Below are 14,084 nucleotides of genomic sequence, written 5' to 3' on the forward strand. Positions count from 1 at the left end.
GTTCCACGGCGCGGTGGTCATGTGCAACCTCGCCAAGCAGTGCGTCACCATCAGCGATTTCTGCGATATCGGCATGTTCGACCCGAGCCAGGCCAAGCTCCTCGGCAACGCCGAGGACTTCACTGGCTCGGAGCGCACCGTGATGCGCGGCATGTTCCCATGGGCCGCTACGGAATCGGACCTGATGAGCGCGTTCTGGGTGGCGCAGGCCCGCGAATGCCTCAACCGCGCCGTCACCCACACCACGCCCGACAGCCTCGTCAAATCCGACGACAGCCCTCCACCCGTACGAAATTTCCCGGACTGATCCAGTAACTTAACCGCAGGGCCAAGCCGCACCGATGTTCCGGCGTCTTCTTCCCATCTTCGCCGGCCTCGTCGTCGTCCTGCTGCTGACGCTGCTGCGCGTCGCCGATCCCTACCCGGTGCAGGTGCTGCGCGAGATCGCCTTCGATTTCTACCAGCGCCTCCACCCACGGCCGACCGCCGATTTGCCGGTGCGCGTCATCGACATCGACGAACGGGCCCTCGCCGAGTTCGGCCAGTGGCCCTGGCCGCGCGACCGCCTCGCCACCCTCTCCGACCGGCTGACCGAGCTGGGCGCCGCCGCCATCGGCTTCGACGTGCTGTTCCCCGAGCCCGATCGCATGTCGCCGAGCCGCATCGCCGCCACCCTCCCCGGCCTCGATGCCGCAACCCTCCCCGATTACGACGCGATCTTTGCCGCCGCCCTCGCCCGCTCGCCCGCGATCCTCGGCTTCTCGCGCACCTCCTCCGGCCAGCCGCTCGCCGGCGGCCCGAAGGGTGGCTTCGCCATTTCCGGCCCCGACCCCAGCAACGCCATCCCGTTCCTCACCGGCGCCGCAGCCCCGATCCCGCAACTGCGCGACGCCGCTCCCGGCCTCGCCGCGGTGAGCCTCAATTCCCAGCTCTCCGCCGGCGCCGTCCGCCGCCTCCCCATGCTTTGGACCAACGGCAACCAGCTGTTCCCCACCCTGTCGCTCGAGGCCTTGCGCATCGCCATGGGCATCGGCGCCATCGTCGTCTTCGGCGATACTGCCGCCGAGGGCTATGTCGAGGGCCTCAAGGTCGGCCAGTTCACCGTGCCGCTCACCTCCGAGGGCGACCTCTGGCTCTATTACAGCCGCCCGCGCCCGGACCTCAGCCTCTCCGCCGCCGATATCCTCGGGGCCAGCTACCGGCAGTTCGCGGACCGCATCGCCGGCAACATTGTCCTCGTCGGCACCTCTGCCTCGGGCCTGCTCGACCTCCACAACACCACGCTCGGCGACAACGTCCCCGGCGTCACCATCCACGCCCAGGCCATCGAGCAGATCCTCTCCGGCACCTATCTGAGCCGCCCCGACTGGGTCGCCGGCCTCGAGATCGTCGGTTTCCTCGCGCTGGGGGCGCTGCTGGTGGTCGTCGTGCTATTGCTCGGCCCCATCGCCGGGCTCCTCGCCGGCGCCCTCTGCCTCGCCGGCGCGATCGGCTTTTCGTGGTGGATGTTCATCACCCAGGGCGCGATGCTCGATCCGAGCTTCCCGCTGGTCGGGCTGACGCTACTGTATCTCGCGCTGGTCTTCTTCCGCTTCTTCACCACCGAGCGCGCCAAGCGCCAGATTCGCCGCGCCTTCGGCTATTACGTCGCCCCCTCGCTGCTGGGCGAGATCGAAAAGAACGGCGACCGCCTGAAGCTCGGCGGCGACGTGCGCCGCATCACCGTGCTGTTCTCCGACATGCGCGGCTTCACGTCATTGAGCGAGCGGCTCGAGCCGAGGCGCATCCTCACCGTCCTCAACACGCTCTTCGGCGCGCTCGGCGCCGAGATCGTCGGCCAGCTCGGCACCATCGACAAGTTCATCGGCGACGCCATCATGGCGTTCTGGAACGCTCCCGTCGACGTCCCCGACCACGAGCGCAAGGCGCTGCGCGCCGCCCTCGGCATGCGCGAAAAGCTTGGCCACCTGAACCGCACCGACGCCTTCCACCTGAAGGCCGACAAGGCCCCCGTCCAGGAGCTCGGCATCGGCATCGGCATCTCCGCCGGCGAGGCTCTGGTGGGCAACATGGGGCTAGAAACCCGCTTCGACTACTCCGCCCTCGGCGACACCGTGAACGTCGCAAGCCGCGTCGAAAGCGCCTGCAAGGAAGTCGGCTACGACATCCTCATCGCCGAACCGGTGCGCCTCGCCGCCCCCGATTTCGCCTTCCTCGAGGCCGGTGCGCTGGCGCTGAAGGGCAAGGCCGAACGGGTGAAGATCTATCTCCTCGTCGGCGACGATACGCTCGCCAGATCCGGCGCCTTCAGCCTCCTTCGCGCCACCCACGCCGAAGCCCTCGAAATGCTGCGCACCGGCAGGGACACTACCGGCGCCCTCGCCGAATGCATCGCCCTCTCAGCCACGATTGAGCCGGGCCTCAAGAAGTTCTACGAAACCCTGCCCGCCCGCCACGCCGACTTCGAATCCACCGAAACGCTGCAGCCCCTCACCCCGATCTTCAGCAACTCCGCCTGAGCTGGTCTGAACGACCGGAGCGCCGGTGGCCGCCAACCCCCACCCCTATCCCCTCCCCCTAAGAATGGGGAGGGAGACCAAAACTCGGGCTTTGTGCGAGGGTCTCCCTCCCCCTGTTCAGGGGGAGGGGACAGGGGTGGGGGTCCACTCGCACCAGCCCCACGGTCCGCCCCCCCTCACCCCGCATATGCCTCCCGCATCTCCTCGATCTCCCCCAGCGCCTCATAGAGCCCCCGCCACTCATCCCGCTCGGCGATCGGCGCCCACAGCCCCTCCATCTCCTCGATCAGCATCGTCCGCGGCCCCGCCCGCTTGAAATACGGATGATCGAGATTGGCATTCTCAGCCCGTGGATGCTCCCCGATCAGCCCCCGCAACCTGCTGAACGCCTCACCCCGATAGTGCTCCGCCGCCGGGCTTGCCATCGCCCGCCCCTCCTCCCCGCCGCGCCAGTCGAAGAAGAACTGCTCGTAGGGCGCCTGCGTCGCGTGCAGCGCCGAAAACACCTCCGCCACCAGCGCCGAATCCGCCTCGACCCCCACCGGCTCGAGCCCCAGCCGGTCCAGCATCGCCGCCCAGATCGAGCGCTGGAACGCCGGCCAGAACCGGTTCAGCGCCGCCTCGAGCTCAGTATGCTCCCCCAGCGGCAGCAGCACCTCGGCCAGCCGCGTCAGGTTCCACGCCAGCACGTCGGGTTGCTTGCCGAACGCATAAAGCCCCCATTCGTCGAAATAGGCCGCCGTGAACGCCGGATCATAGGTCGGCAGGAACCGCCACGGCCCATAGTCGAAACTCTCGCCGGTGATGTTGATATTGTCGGTATTGAGCACCCCATGCACGAACCCCGCCGCGATCCACCGCGCCCCGGTCTCCGCCACCGCCTCGCTCACCGCCCCGAGAAACTTCGCCGCCCGCCCATTGTCGCCCTCGACCCAGAGCTCCGGATAGTAGGCCTTGACCGAGTGGTCGAGCAGGGCCCTCAGCCACTCCTCTTCCTTCAAGTAGCTCAGCCGCTGGAACGAGCCGATCCGCGTATGCCCATGGCTCAGCCGCACCAGCACCGACGAGCGCGTCGGCGACGGCTCGTCCCCGCGCTGCAGCTCCTCGCCCGTCTCGATCAGCGACAGCGACTTCGAGGTGTTCACCTTGAGTGCCTCGAGCATCGCCGTCGCCAGCACCTCGCGCACCCCGCCCTTCAGCGTCAGCCGCCCATCCCCGCCCCGCGACCACGGCGTCCGCCCCGATCCCTTGGTCCCAAGATCCATCAGCCGCCCGTCGTGCAAGTCTTCGAGCTGCGCATAAAGGAACCCCCGCCCGTCCCCCAGGTCCGGATTGTAGGTCTGGAACTGATGCCCGTGATAGCGCAGCGCCAAGGGCTCCGGGAATGATCCGGGCAGCGGCTCGAACCGGCCGAAATGGGAAATCCACTCCTCATCGGACAACCGATCGAGCCCGACGGAAGCCGCCGCCCGCTGGTTGCGGTAGCGCAGGATATGCTGGGGAAAGGTCGCGGGTTTGACCTTGTCGAAGTAGCCTTCGCCGAGGTCGGCGTGGGTGGTGCGGGGACGAAAGCTCATGGATACTTCCCCTCACCCGCCTCGCTGCGCGAGGCACCCTCTCCCTCAAGGGGAGAGGGAAGATTCAGCCGGGATATCGAGAGGTGGCCTTCTCCCCTTGAGGGAGAAGGTGCCCGAAGGGCGGATGAGGGGTATCGCATCGCAAGGCGATGCGCGCTTGGAGCGAAGCGACAAGCGACAACCCTCACCGCCGAAACACCCCCACCACCTCCACATGGGTGGACCACGCAAACTGGTCCACCGGCGTCACCGACTCGATCGCGTACCCCCCATCGATCAAGATCGCCGCGTCCCGCGCAAAGGTCTTGGGCTCGCACGACACCGCCACCACCGTCTTCACCTTGCTCCGCGCCAGCTCCCGGGCCTGCGCCTCCGCTCCGGCCCGCGGCGGGTCGAACACCACCGCGTCGAACGGCGCCAGTTCGACCGGCGCCAGCGGGTCGCGGAACAGGTCGCGCACCTTCGCCTCCACCGGCTTCAGCCCCTGCACGTGGTTCACCGCCTTGACGAGCGCCGCAATGCCCTGCCGGTCGTTGTCCGCCGCGAACACCCGCGCCCCCTCGGCCATCCGCAACGCAAACGGCCCGACCCCAGAGAACAGGTCCGCCACCGATTTCGCCTTGCCGATCCCCTCGAGCACCAGCCGCGCCAGTGTCTCCTCCGCCGCCTGCGTCGCCTGCAAGAAGCTCGCCGGCGGGATCTCCACCATCGCCTTCCCCATCCGGACCGCTGGCGCCTGCGCCATGAACACCGGATCGCCATTGAAGGTCAGCCGCGCCAGCCGGTGCGTCCGCGCAAACTCTGACAGCGCCACGGGCTTCAGCTTCCGCTCCGATTTGACCGACAGGTCGATCCCGGTGTCGGTCAGCGTAAAACTCGCATCGCAATCCCCGGCGAGCGGCTGCAGCGCCCGCGCAATCTTCGGCGCCAGCCGCGACAGCACCGGTACGAGGATCGGGCAGGCATCGATATCGAGCACCTCGTGGCTCTTGGCACGCATATACCCGGCGCCCGCCTTCCGCACATGCAGCGTCGCCCGTCGCCGCCCCAGCCCCGTCGCATCGACCAGCGGCTTCACCACCGTCTCGACCTCCGCATGCTGCAGGGCGATCTCGACCAGCGAGCGCTTGAAGTTCGCGTACATCTGCGGGCTCATATGCTGCAGCGAGCACCCGCCGCACACCCCGAAATAGGGGCTTACCGGCACCGCCCGCTCCGCGCTCGGCTCGATGATCCTGAGCAGCGTCCCGCGCTCGCCCTCGCGCGAAATCTCCACCCGCTCGCCCGGCAGCGCAAACGGCACGAACACCCGCTCGCCCGCGATCTCGGCGATGCCATCGCCATGTTGGCCCAGGGACTGGATGGTAACTTCGGTCATGCGGGTGGAGGTAGCACTCAAATCCGGTGGGCGTAAGCCCACTCTGGCCGCGCACCCTGCCGCTGCGGCTCATTCACTCCGCAGATCGTACCTCAAGCCCGGCCAGTCGGAACCGGACAGCCATTCCTGCAGGAGTTGCCGGAACGAGCTTTTTGACACGATCACGCCCGTGCGCCACCACCAGACGACGTCGGCCGATTTTTCTCCGGCAAGTGATGGATATACGTAGAGGCAACCCAGGTACTCGCCGCCGCTGTCTTCTATGACCCACGCAAAGCTGCGACGGGACTCGAATTCCCGTTGATGCCAAGCCAGATCGAGAAGGTTGTCCTCTTTGGTGAGGCCCTCCGGCCAGCGGGACCCTGGATTCGCAACCTTGATATCAGCCGCACTTTCCGTGACAGCGCTGAAATCTCTTTCAAGGTCGCTGACCGTCAGCGCCCTTAGCGTGAATTCCCCCAGCGTATGCAGGGCCGGAACCGCCTGGTTCTTGAACAGCGGGTGCGGCCTCATCGCTCTACTGGCTCACCATCTCCAGCAAGCTCGCGATCGACACGAACGGTATCCCCATCCGCTCGCTCAACCCAGTCGCACATGTGCTCACCGTCGAGAGCCCGATCTCGCACCCCGCCGGAATCTGCGCCTTCCCGAACCGTGTCGCATGCGCATTGAGCTCGGGCACATAGAGCCCCTTGTCGCCCGCATAGCCGCAGCAGGTGATGGCATCGAGCACCACCACCTTCTCCGCGATCACCGCGGCAAGCGCATTGATCGCATCCTGCTCCTTCAGCCGCTGCGCCGAGCAGTTGTGATGCACCGCCACCGCGGGCAGCTTCCGCGTGATCGTCAGCCGCGGCAGCACTTCGGCGAGCAAAAACTCCGCCGAATCCTGCACCGCCGCCTCGCCCGGGTGCTCCCGCATATGCTTGGCGCAAGTCGAGGCATCGGTCACCACCGGGAACCGCTCCGTCCCCGACAGCCGGTCGAGCTCGGTGCGCGTGCCCTTCCCGACCCGCTCTGCTTCCTCCGGAAAGCCCTTCGACAGGAACGGCTGCCCGCAGCACTGTCCTTCCGAATGCTCCGGTACCACCGGGTCGAACCTGGCCCGCCGCATCAGCGCCAGCATCGCCTCGGGCGCCGGCAGCATGCCGTTCTCGCGCGTCGGCGCCCCGAACATGCGGGTCGCGCAACTGGGGAAATACACCACCCGCCCCTGCGGCGCGCCGGTCGCCACCGGACCCGGTTTCGGCGCCCCCGGTCCCGGCCGCAACGCCGGCGACAGCCGAGGGATCGCCCCGCCCGTCACCTTCCGCGCCAGCCCCGCGAGCGCATCCGTCGCCCCGTTGCCGATGATGGTGCGCGAAAACGCCTGCGCCCCCACCGCCAGCTTCATGCCGCGCTCCAGCGCCACGGTGTGCCCGCCGATCACATGCGCCATGCGCCGGTCGGCATCGGTCCGCCGCCGCGCCCGCTCGCCGAGCACCATCGTGCCGGTCTCGATCCCTACTGGGCAGCGCAATGCACAGACATTGCCCGCCGCGCAGGTCGCGAGCCCGGCATATTCGAACCCCTCGTCCATCGCCCGGAGCCGCTCGGGGTCCTCCCCGCTACGGCGCAACCGCGCCCGCTCCCGCGTCACCACGATCCGCTGGCGCGGGCTGAGCGTCATGTGATGGCTCGGGCAGGCCGGCTCGCAAAACCCGCATTCGATGCACATGTCGACGATGTCGTCGGCCAGCGGCATCTGCTTCAGGTCATGCACATGCACCTGCGGATCCGGGTTCAGCAGCACGCCCGGATTGAGCAGCCACTCGGGATCGAACAGTGCCTTGATCCGGTGCATCACCCGGTAGGCGGTCGCGCCCCACTCGAGCTCGACGAACGAGGCGATGGCGCGCCCGGTCCCGTGCTCGGCCTTGAGGCTGCCGCCATACTGCACCGAGACCAGCTCACCCAGCGCCACCGAGAAGCGGTCGAAGCGCTCGACTTCCTCCGGATTGGAAAAGTCCGCCGCCATCTGGAAATGCAGGTTCCCCGCCAGCGCGTGCCCGAACAGCACGCCGTCACGGTAGCCGTATTCGTCGAGCAGCTTGCGCATATCGATGACGAAGTCGGCCAGTTGCTCGACCGGCGCCGCCACGTCCTCGGTGAGCATCGTCGTGCCCTTGGGGCGCGTTGCCCCGAACATCGGGATGAAGCCCTTGCGCATGTCCCACAGCAAGTGCCCGCGCGCCTCGTCGTCCGAGAAGTCGATGTCGGTCGCCCCCTCCTCGCGCAGCACCGCCGTCGCCGCTTCCACTTCGCGCGCCAGCGCCTCGGCGCTCTCGGCGGTGACGTCGATCAGCATGGCCGGCGACGTCTCGGTGAAGAACCTGAGATAGGGCTGCATCACCGGCAGGTGCTCGACGGCCGCCAGCGCGCGCCGCTCCAGATACTCCGCCGCCGTGACCCCGTGCGTCTGCTGCACGCCGCCATTGGCGAGCCGCGTGATCGCCCGCCCGCACGAATGCGGATCTGGAAAGGGGATCAGTCCCGTCACCTTGAACGGGTGCTCGGGGATGGTGTTGTAGGTCACCTCCGAGACGAACCCGAGCGTCCCCTCCGACCCCACGATCAGGTGGATCAGGATGTCGATCGGATCGTGGAAGTCGACGAGCGCATTGATCGAATAGCCAACCGTGTTCTTGATCCGGTATTTTTCGCGGATCAGCGCCACCAGTTCCGCATCCGCCATCACCTCACGGTGGAGCTGGGCAATCCCATCGAGCAGCTCGGCATGCGAGCGGCGGAAGGCGGCGACCGAATCCGGGTCGCCCGAATCGAGCACCGTGCCATCGACCAGCATGACCCGCAGCCGCGCCATGGTGTGGTAGGTGTTGTAGGCGACCCCGCAGCACATCCCCGACGAGTTGTTGTTGACCACCCCGCCGATCTTGCAGGTGGCCTGGCTCGCCGGATCCGGCCCGATCTTACGGTTGAACGGTTTCAGCGCCTTGTTGACGTTGGCGACGATATTGGCCGGTCCCAGCGTCACCTGTTCGGCGCCCGGATGCACCTGCAGCTTCCGCCAGCCGTCCCCCAGCACCGCCAGGATGCCGTCGGTGATCGACTGGCCCGACAATGATGTCCCCGCAGCCCGGAACGTCAGCGGCAGCTTCTCAGCCCGCGCCGCCGCGATCACCGCCCGCACCTCGTCTTCGGTGTTGACGATCACCACCAGTGCCGGCACCAGCCGGTAGTGGCTGGCGTCGCCCGAATAGGCATAGGTCATCACCGGGTCGGTCATGATCCGGTCCTTGCGGATCACCTCGCCGAGCCGCGCCACCACACCCCGCGTCGCCGCAGCCCTGTCCACCCCGATGGGGACCATCTTGTTCACTTGCCTACCCGTCCTGTGCGTTCGGCGGGCATGTTAGTGGCAATCCCCGCCCAGAGGTAGTCGCGCTTTCGTCGCGCCGTCCGGTCGCGAGGGACGAAGGCAGTCCGGGAGGGTCTCCCTCCCCCTTCTTAGGGGGGGACAGGGGTGGGGGGCAGCACGCACCGCCTTCGCCGGGACGCCCCGCGCACCAGCGGGACGACACCAAACGAGACGCCCATCACCCCAGATCAATATCCGACGCGTCCTCGTCGAACCCGTCCCGGATCTCCTGCGCCGCCCGGCGAAGAATCTCCGCCACCCGCCGCTCATCCTGCGGCCCGCGCCGCAGCGCTTCCTTGATCGCCTTCTTCAGGGCCTTGCGCGCCTCGTTCACTTCCGGCGCCACGTCGTCCATGTCGCGATCGGGCCGCTCGGGCCGGTCCGGGCGCGGCGGCGGAGGCGGCGGGCCCTGGTCGCTGAACCAGCCGCCGCGGCCGAACTCCCGGCCCATGCCGCGAAACTTGCTGCGGAACTGCTCCATCTCCTCCGGCGTGAACGGGAAATCCCGGCTCCCCATGCGCTCGCGCAGGTGCTCCATCCCCGACCCGGCCTTGGCGAGAAAGTCGAGCGTCGACTCGATCGCCTCGCGATTGTCCTTGAGATGCGCCCGGCCCTCGTCGGTTATGGTGTAGAGCTTCTTGTTCCCCTCGGCCGCCGAGGTCACGTACCCCGCCTCCTCGAGGAAAGTCAGCGCCGGATAGACGATACCCGGGCTCGGCGAATAGAACCCGTGCGACTTCTCCTCGATCGCCTTGATCAGGTCATAGCCGTGCCGCGGCTGCTGCTCGATCAGGTACAGCGCGACGAGCCTGAGGTCCCCCGAGGCGAGCATCCGCCCGATCCGGAAATTCCCCCCGAACCCGCCCCAGTCGCCCGGGTTGATATTGAGATTGCCGAACTGCCGAAACCCGCGCCGCGCCATGGCCTCCATGCGCTGCCAGTTCCGGTCCCACCGATGATCATGGTCATGCATATGACTGCTCCAAGATATATCTTACGATAGCCGAAAGATATGCCTCGGTCGTACTACGCACAAGAGAGCCATCAAGATATATCTTGGAGACCGGTCCCAGGCCACACTGTATGATGGTTCCGCGCCCCACCGAGGGTCCGCATCGCCTCCCTCCCCCTTGAGGGGAGGGAACGAGGGAGGGGGTGGTGAGGTGGATCACTGACGACGCCCACGCCCGGCTCCTCCCCTCAAGGGCGAGGGGAGCAGGTCACGGGCCGCACAATGGCGGGATGTTCACCTGATCGCCTTCACATACCGCTCCGCCGAAGCCCGCACCCGCGCCTTGGCATCCCGCATCATCACCCGATCCCACCACGCCGAATAGATCCGGTCATAGCCGAACCCCTCGACGCACCCGACGATCCGCTCGACCTCCCGCGCCGGCAGCGGGATCAGGTTGGGGTACGAGTACATGAAGCTCACCCAGCGGGTATCCGGCACCACCATGATAGTGTCGCCCGTCATCAGCACGCCCTTGCCGTCCTCGCCCGGCCAATGCAGCACGGTGCTCCCCTCGAAGTGCCCGCCGCACCGGACCAGCGTCACCCCCTGCCCCAGGTCCAGCGTCTCGCCGCTCCAGTAGCTCACCCGCTCCGATGGCCGCATGACATACTGCCGGTTGCTCTCATGGATATGGATCGGCACCCCGCCCAGCGCCTGCGACCAATCCACCATCGAGGAATAGAAATGCGGATGCGAAATCGCCATCGCCCGCACCCCGCCCAGTTCCTTGATCCGTGCGACCGCCGCATCGGTCACCAGCGGCGTGCAATCCCACAGCACCCCGCCCCCCGGCTGCCGGATCAATAGCATCCGCTGCCCGATGGCGATCTGCGGTGTCGCCCCTATCCCCACCAGTCCCGGCTCCTGCTCCTTGAACTCAATCTGGTGCTTGCCCTGCAACTCCGCCAGCGTCGTCCAGCTCTGCCCCTTGGCATTCACATACTGCCGCTCATCCTCACAGATGGCGCAGTGCGCCGGAGGGGCTTCCGATGGCGCATAGCCAACGCCACAGGTGATGCAGATGAAAGATTGCATGGGAAAGCTCCGGTCTTGAAGGTACTGCCACGAGAACAACTAGCTCGCGAAGGTTCAAAGGGATAGCAATGACCACGGGGTATCGTCGGGGGCGAACGTGAAACTGTGGTGGATACTTCTTGGGTTGTTCGTCGCCACAGCAACCTCGGGCGCACACGCACAGGTAGAATTCATCGAGGGCCATGGCGGAGTAGCTGGGGTCGACAAGAGCGGTAAGGGTGCCGTGCTTTGCATGTGGCAGGTCCTCGTGACCGCCCAAGCCACGCGCGAGCCATGCGGTGTCCAACGGCAGCCGATCGACGACGAGATCGACGCAGGCGTGGCCGAGATTGATCTCTTCATCATGGCGAATGCAAAGCGCTTTCCTGCCACACCGGACAGCCTTGCAACCGAGAAGGCCAACATCGTGCAGATCCCACTCGATGCATTGAAGAAATATCCGGAGGCACGCGCTGACATATGTTATGCGACCAACGCCTTTCACGGGATGCCAGCGTGGCCGCCGGAGGCGCGCCAACTGGCTGCTCGGGCGATGCGGCACTCGGTACGGGGCTTGCTGTCGATTCCCCGCGAGCCCGTCATGAACCCCTGCCTCTAAGCCACCAGCCCCTTCCACCGCTCCAGCTCGTCCAGCGTCTCCCCCGCACCCGCCAGCGCGAACTGGTAGATGTCGAAGCTCCCCACCATCACCCCGTAATATCCCGGCCGCTCGCGAGCCTCGTGCTTGAGCCTCAGGATCAAGTCCCGGTCCGCCCGCTGCAGGTCGGCGCGCAGATTCGCGTCCCGCGCCTGGCGCACCGCGAAGTCGAACGGCTCCCAGCCCCAGATGTCGCACTTCCACTCGTTGCCGGAAAAATCCCTGAACTCGATGCCCCAGTAGAGCCCGGCGCCGAGCGTGTGCGGGTCGACATAGTCGTTGAGGAAGCTCGCCTTGTGCAGCATCAGCCCGGCCGAGTTGAGCTGCAGCGCGATATCGGCGCCGAGCCCGGCCCATTCGGCCCAGCGCTCGCTCTCGCACGGCATGTGGATGTCGATATCGCGCCACACCATCAAGTCGTAGCTGGCACTGCCGGTCACCTCCGCCTCGCCGAAGCGGGCATTGAGCAGGTCGAGCAGCCCGGTTTCGACCAGCAGGTCGCGGGTCTCGGCCCTCAGTTCCGCGGCCAGCCGCGCGCGCTCGTCCGCGTCCCGAAGCGTTGCGTCCATTCCAATCCCTCTTTGGAATCAGGTCCTGAAAATCAAAAGCCCGGCTCGTGAGCCGGGCTGAATCTTGGTGAGCCAACCGCCGGAACTGTGGCGGCCGGTCTTACTCGGCCTTGGGCTCGGTCGCGGCAGCGGCCTCGGCGGCAGCAGCAGCGGCGGCCGCCTCGGCATCCTTCTGCGCCAGTTCCTTGGCCAGCGCCTCGGCGGCGGCGACCTTCTCGGCCTCGCGGGCGTTCTTGGCTTCGACGGCGGCTTCGCGCTCGCCGGCCTCGATCTTCTTGGTGCGGGCGCCCACGTTCTCGAAGATACGGGCAGCCTTGCCGCGACGATCGCGCAGGTAATAGAGCTTGGCGCGACGCACCTTGCCGCGCTTGATCACTTCGACGCGGTCGATGTTGGGGCTCAGCACCGGGAACACGCGTTCGACGCCTTCGCCGTACGAGATCTTGCGCACGGTGAAGCTTTCCATGATGCCGGTGCCGGAGCGGGCGATCACGACGCCTTCATAGGCCTGCAGGCGTTCCTTGTCGCCTTCGCGGATCTTCACCCAGACCTTGACGGTATCGCCATGGGTGAATTCCGGATGGGCGCCTTTGGCGAGGAGCTTTTCCTGCTGCTCCTGGTTGATCTGTTCGATCACATTGGACATTTGAGGTTCCGTTCGTCTTTTTCAAAGGAGCGTTTCGCCGGCTTTGTGCCGACCGCCCGGTCTTGGTTGCACGGATTTTTATGCATTATTAGCCGAGCCGAAGCTCAGGCGAGCGGGGCTATAGATGAAGAACGCCCGCGAGTCTAGGGCTGGCGCGGCAGCGTCGGTTCTTGCACCTCCCTCCCCCTTGTGGGGAGGGTAGCGCAGCTAAGCGAAGCTGGGTGGGGGTGGCCCCACGCTCAAGAGCGGCAGAGCGGCCTAAAGCCACCCAGCCAGCACCCCGAGGCCGCCCAGCGCGAACGCCCCGCCCGCCACGTGAGCAACCGCCCGCCCATACCTGCCGGCGAGCCTCGCAACCCCCATGGCCGCACCGATTCCCGCTGCATGCAGCAGCCCCGTCGCCACGACAAACCCCGCGGCATACTCGAGCCCGGCAGCTCCCACCGGCATCGCGGCGCCATGCGCAAACCCATGAAACACCGCGAACCCGCCAACCAGCGCCATCGCCCCGGCTACCGGCACGGGCTTCCCGAACGCCGCCACACCGCCGATCACCACGCTCGAGAGCGCAATCCCGAGCTCGACGAACGGCAGATCAACCCCGCCCACCCCGAGCATGAACCCGACCGCCATCATCGCCACAAAGCTCAGCGGCACCAGCCACAGCGCCCGTCCGCCCAGCACGTAGGCAAACACCCCCACCGCCACCATGGCGAGCACGTGGTCGAGCCCCCCGAGCGGGTGCATGAAGCCGTGGATGAAGCCCGAAACATCGCCGTGCCCAGTATGGGCAAAGGCCGCCGTCGGAGCGAGGATCAAGAGCAATGCCAGTAGCGCGCGCATATGAAATCTCCATTTCGGGACCCACCGTCCCGTTCGCGTTCATGTCCTGACGGCCGGTCTCCTGGCTCCGGGCATCTCTCGCTCCGCCTTCCCGGTCATCAGACCAGTGGCATGCTGGGAAAGAGTTCGGCCCGTTACAGTCGCGGGGGCGGCGCCGGCATCGCCCGAAGGCTACCGGCTTCCCGTTTCACGCGACATTTCGGAGCCTGCTCAGGAAAAGTTGCAGACTTTTCCGGTTCGAGCGGGCGACAGACCGAAATGACGCGCACCGTCATGACCATCTCTGTCAGGTCTCCTCGCCGAGATCAATCGCCGCGCCGCGCATATGCCGCATGACACCGCGGTTGCTCCTGCGCTAGAGCAGCACCGCCAACGGAACTGATCATGCAGCGCTATCTCCCGGCCCTCCTGGGCCTCGCCCTTCTCGCCTCCCCCGCCCTCGCCACC

Annotated in this window: 12 protein-coding genes and 1 riboswitch; of the genes, 3 read left to right on the forward strand and 9 right to left on the reverse strand. The window is 66.8% G+C overall.

Going from position 1 to position 14,084, the window contains the following annotated elements; all coding sequences use genetic code 11:
- Positions 1-307 (forward strand): hypothetical protein (locus tag JWQ89_RS04080; protein ID WP_299638642.1); only part of this gene is annotated, 307 nt, incomplete at its 5' end.
- A gap of 34 nt (positions 308-341) precedes the next feature.
- A complete protein-coding gene (locus tag JWQ89_RS04085; protein ID WP_299638644.1) occupies positions 342-2,519 on the forward strand; it encodes an adenylate/guanylate cyclase domain-containing protein in 2,178 nt (725 codons plus the stop codon).
- Between the two features lie 176 nt (positions 2,520-2,695).
- On the opposite strand, the gene JWQ89_RS04090 is transcribed toward JWQ89_RS04085, so the two are convergent.
- The 6 genes from JWQ89_RS04090 to JWQ89_RS04115 form a co-directional block, all read right to left on the reverse strand.
- Positions 2,696-4,096 carry a protein adenylyltransferase SelO gene (locus JWQ89_RS04090; protein WP_299638646.1) on the reverse strand — a complete coding sequence of 467 codons (1,401 nt, stop codon included), beginning with the start codon at positions 4,094-4,096 and terminating at the stop codon, positions 2,696-2,698.
- 184 nt (positions 4,097-4,280) lie between these two features.
- On the reverse strand, positions 4,281-5,474 hold the full coding sequence (locus JWQ89_RS04095; protein WP_299638648.1) for a TRAM domain-containing protein: 1,194 nt from the start codon (positions 5,472-5,474) through the stop codon (positions 4,281-4,283).
- 69 nt (positions 5,475-5,543) lie between these two features.
- Positions 5,544-5,987, reverse strand: a complete 444-nt coding sequence (locus JWQ89_RS04100) for a hypothetical protein (RefSeq protein ID WP_299638650.1) — start codon at positions 5,985-5,987, stop codon at positions 5,544-5,546.
- Positions 5,988-5,991: 4 nt separating this feature from the next.
- Positions 5,992-8,844, reverse strand: a complete 2,853-nt coding sequence (locus JWQ89_RS04105; RefSeq protein ID WP_299638660.1) for an FAD-binding and (Fe-S)-binding domain-containing protein — start codon at positions 8,842-8,844, stop codon at positions 5,992-5,994.
- A gap of 226 nt (positions 8,845-9,070) precedes the next feature.
- Positions 9,071-9,865: a PadR family transcriptional regulator gene (locus JWQ89_RS04110; RefSeq protein WP_366143966.1), complete on the reverse strand. Its 795-nt coding sequence runs from the start codon at positions 9,863-9,865 to the stop codon at positions 9,071-9,073.
- 273 nt (positions 9,866-10,138) lie between these two features.
- Positions 10,139-10,942, reverse strand: a complete 804-nt coding sequence (locus tag JWQ89_RS04115; RefSeq protein WP_299638651.1) for an MBL fold metallo-hydrolase — start codon at positions 10,940-10,942, stop codon at positions 10,139-10,141.
- Positions 10,943-11,039: 97 nt separating this feature from the next.
- Between JWQ89_RS04115 and JWQ89_RS04120 the strand changes: the two genes are divergently transcribed.
- On the forward strand, positions 11,040-11,540 hold the full coding sequence (locus tag JWQ89_RS04120; RefSeq protein ID WP_299638653.1) for a hypothetical protein: 501 nt from the start codon (positions 11,040-11,042) through the stop codon (positions 11,538-11,540).
- Here JWQ89_RS04120 and JWQ89_RS04125 read toward each other — a convergent pair.
- From JWQ89_RS04125 to JWQ89_RS04135, 3 genes are all read right to left on the reverse strand, one after another.
- Positions 11,537-12,148: a hypothetical protein gene (locus tag JWQ89_RS04125; RefSeq protein WP_299638655.1), complete on the reverse strand. Its 612-nt coding sequence runs from the start codon at positions 12,146-12,148 to the stop codon at positions 11,537-11,539. The genes JWQ89_RS04120 and JWQ89_RS04125 overlap by 4 nt on opposite strands.
- A 100-nt stretch (positions 12,149-12,248) precedes the next feature.
- Positions 12,249-12,794, reverse strand: a complete 546-nt coding sequence (gene rplS, locus JWQ89_RS04130; RefSeq protein ID WP_299638656.1) for a 50S ribosomal protein L19 — start codon at positions 12,792-12,794, stop codon at positions 12,249-12,251.
- A gap of 258 nt (positions 12,795-13,052) precedes the next feature.
- Positions 13,053-13,637 (reverse strand): HupE/UreJ family protein, encoded by a 585-nt coding sequence (locus tag JWQ89_RS04135; RefSeq protein ID WP_299638658.1) that lies wholly within the window; start codon positions 13,635-13,637, stop codon positions 13,053-13,055.
- Positions 13,638-13,670: 33 nt separating this feature from the next.
- Positions 13,671-13,862: riboswitch (cobalamin riboswitch) on the reverse strand.
- Positions 13,863-14,084: the final 222 nt, after the last annotated feature.

The organism is Devosia sp., from assembly GCF_028290645.1.
GTDB lineage: Bacteria > Pseudomonadota > Alphaproteobacteria > Rhizobiales > Devosiaceae > Devosia_A.

Coding starts and splice junctions, on each gene's coding strand:
- rplS (WP_299638656.1), bottom strand. CDS start 12,794: ATGTCCAATGTGATCGAACAGATCAACCAGGAGCAGCAGGAAAAGCTC.
- JWQ89_RS04095 (WP_299638648.1), bottom strand. CDS start 5,474: ATGACCGAAGTTACCATCCAGTCCCTGGGCCAACATGGCGATGGCATC.
- JWQ89_RS04115 (WP_299638651.1), bottom strand. CDS start 10,942: ATGCAATCTTTCATCTGCATCACCTGTGGCGTTGGCTATGCGCCATCG.
- JWQ89_RS04100 (WP_299638650.1), bottom strand. CDS start 5,987: ATGAGGCCGCACCCGCTGTTCAAGAACCAGGCGGTTCCGGCCCTGCAT.
- JWQ89_RS04105 (WP_299638660.1), bottom strand. CDS start 8,844: ATGGTCCCCATCGGGGTGGACAGGGCTGCGGCGACGCGGGGTGTGGTG.
- JWQ89_RS04125 (WP_299638655.1), bottom strand. CDS start 12,148: ATGGACGCAACGCTTCGGGACGCGGACGAGCGCGCGCGGCTGGCCGCG.
- JWQ89_RS04110 (WP_366143966.1), bottom strand. CDS start 9,865: ATGCATGACCATGATCATCGGTGGGACCGGAACTGGCAGCGCATGGAG.
- JWQ89_RS04090 (WP_299638646.1), bottom strand. CDS start 4,096: ATGAGCTTTCGTCCCCGCACCACCCACGCCGACCTCGGCGAAGGCTAC.
- JWQ89_RS04135 (WP_299638658.1), bottom strand. CDS start 13,637: ATGCGCGCGCTACTGGCATTGCTCTTGATCCTCGCTCCGACGGCGGCC.
- JWQ89_RS04085 (WP_299638644.1), top strand. CDS start 342: ATGTTCCGGCGTCTTCTTCCCATCTTCGCCGGCCTCGTCGTCGTCCTG.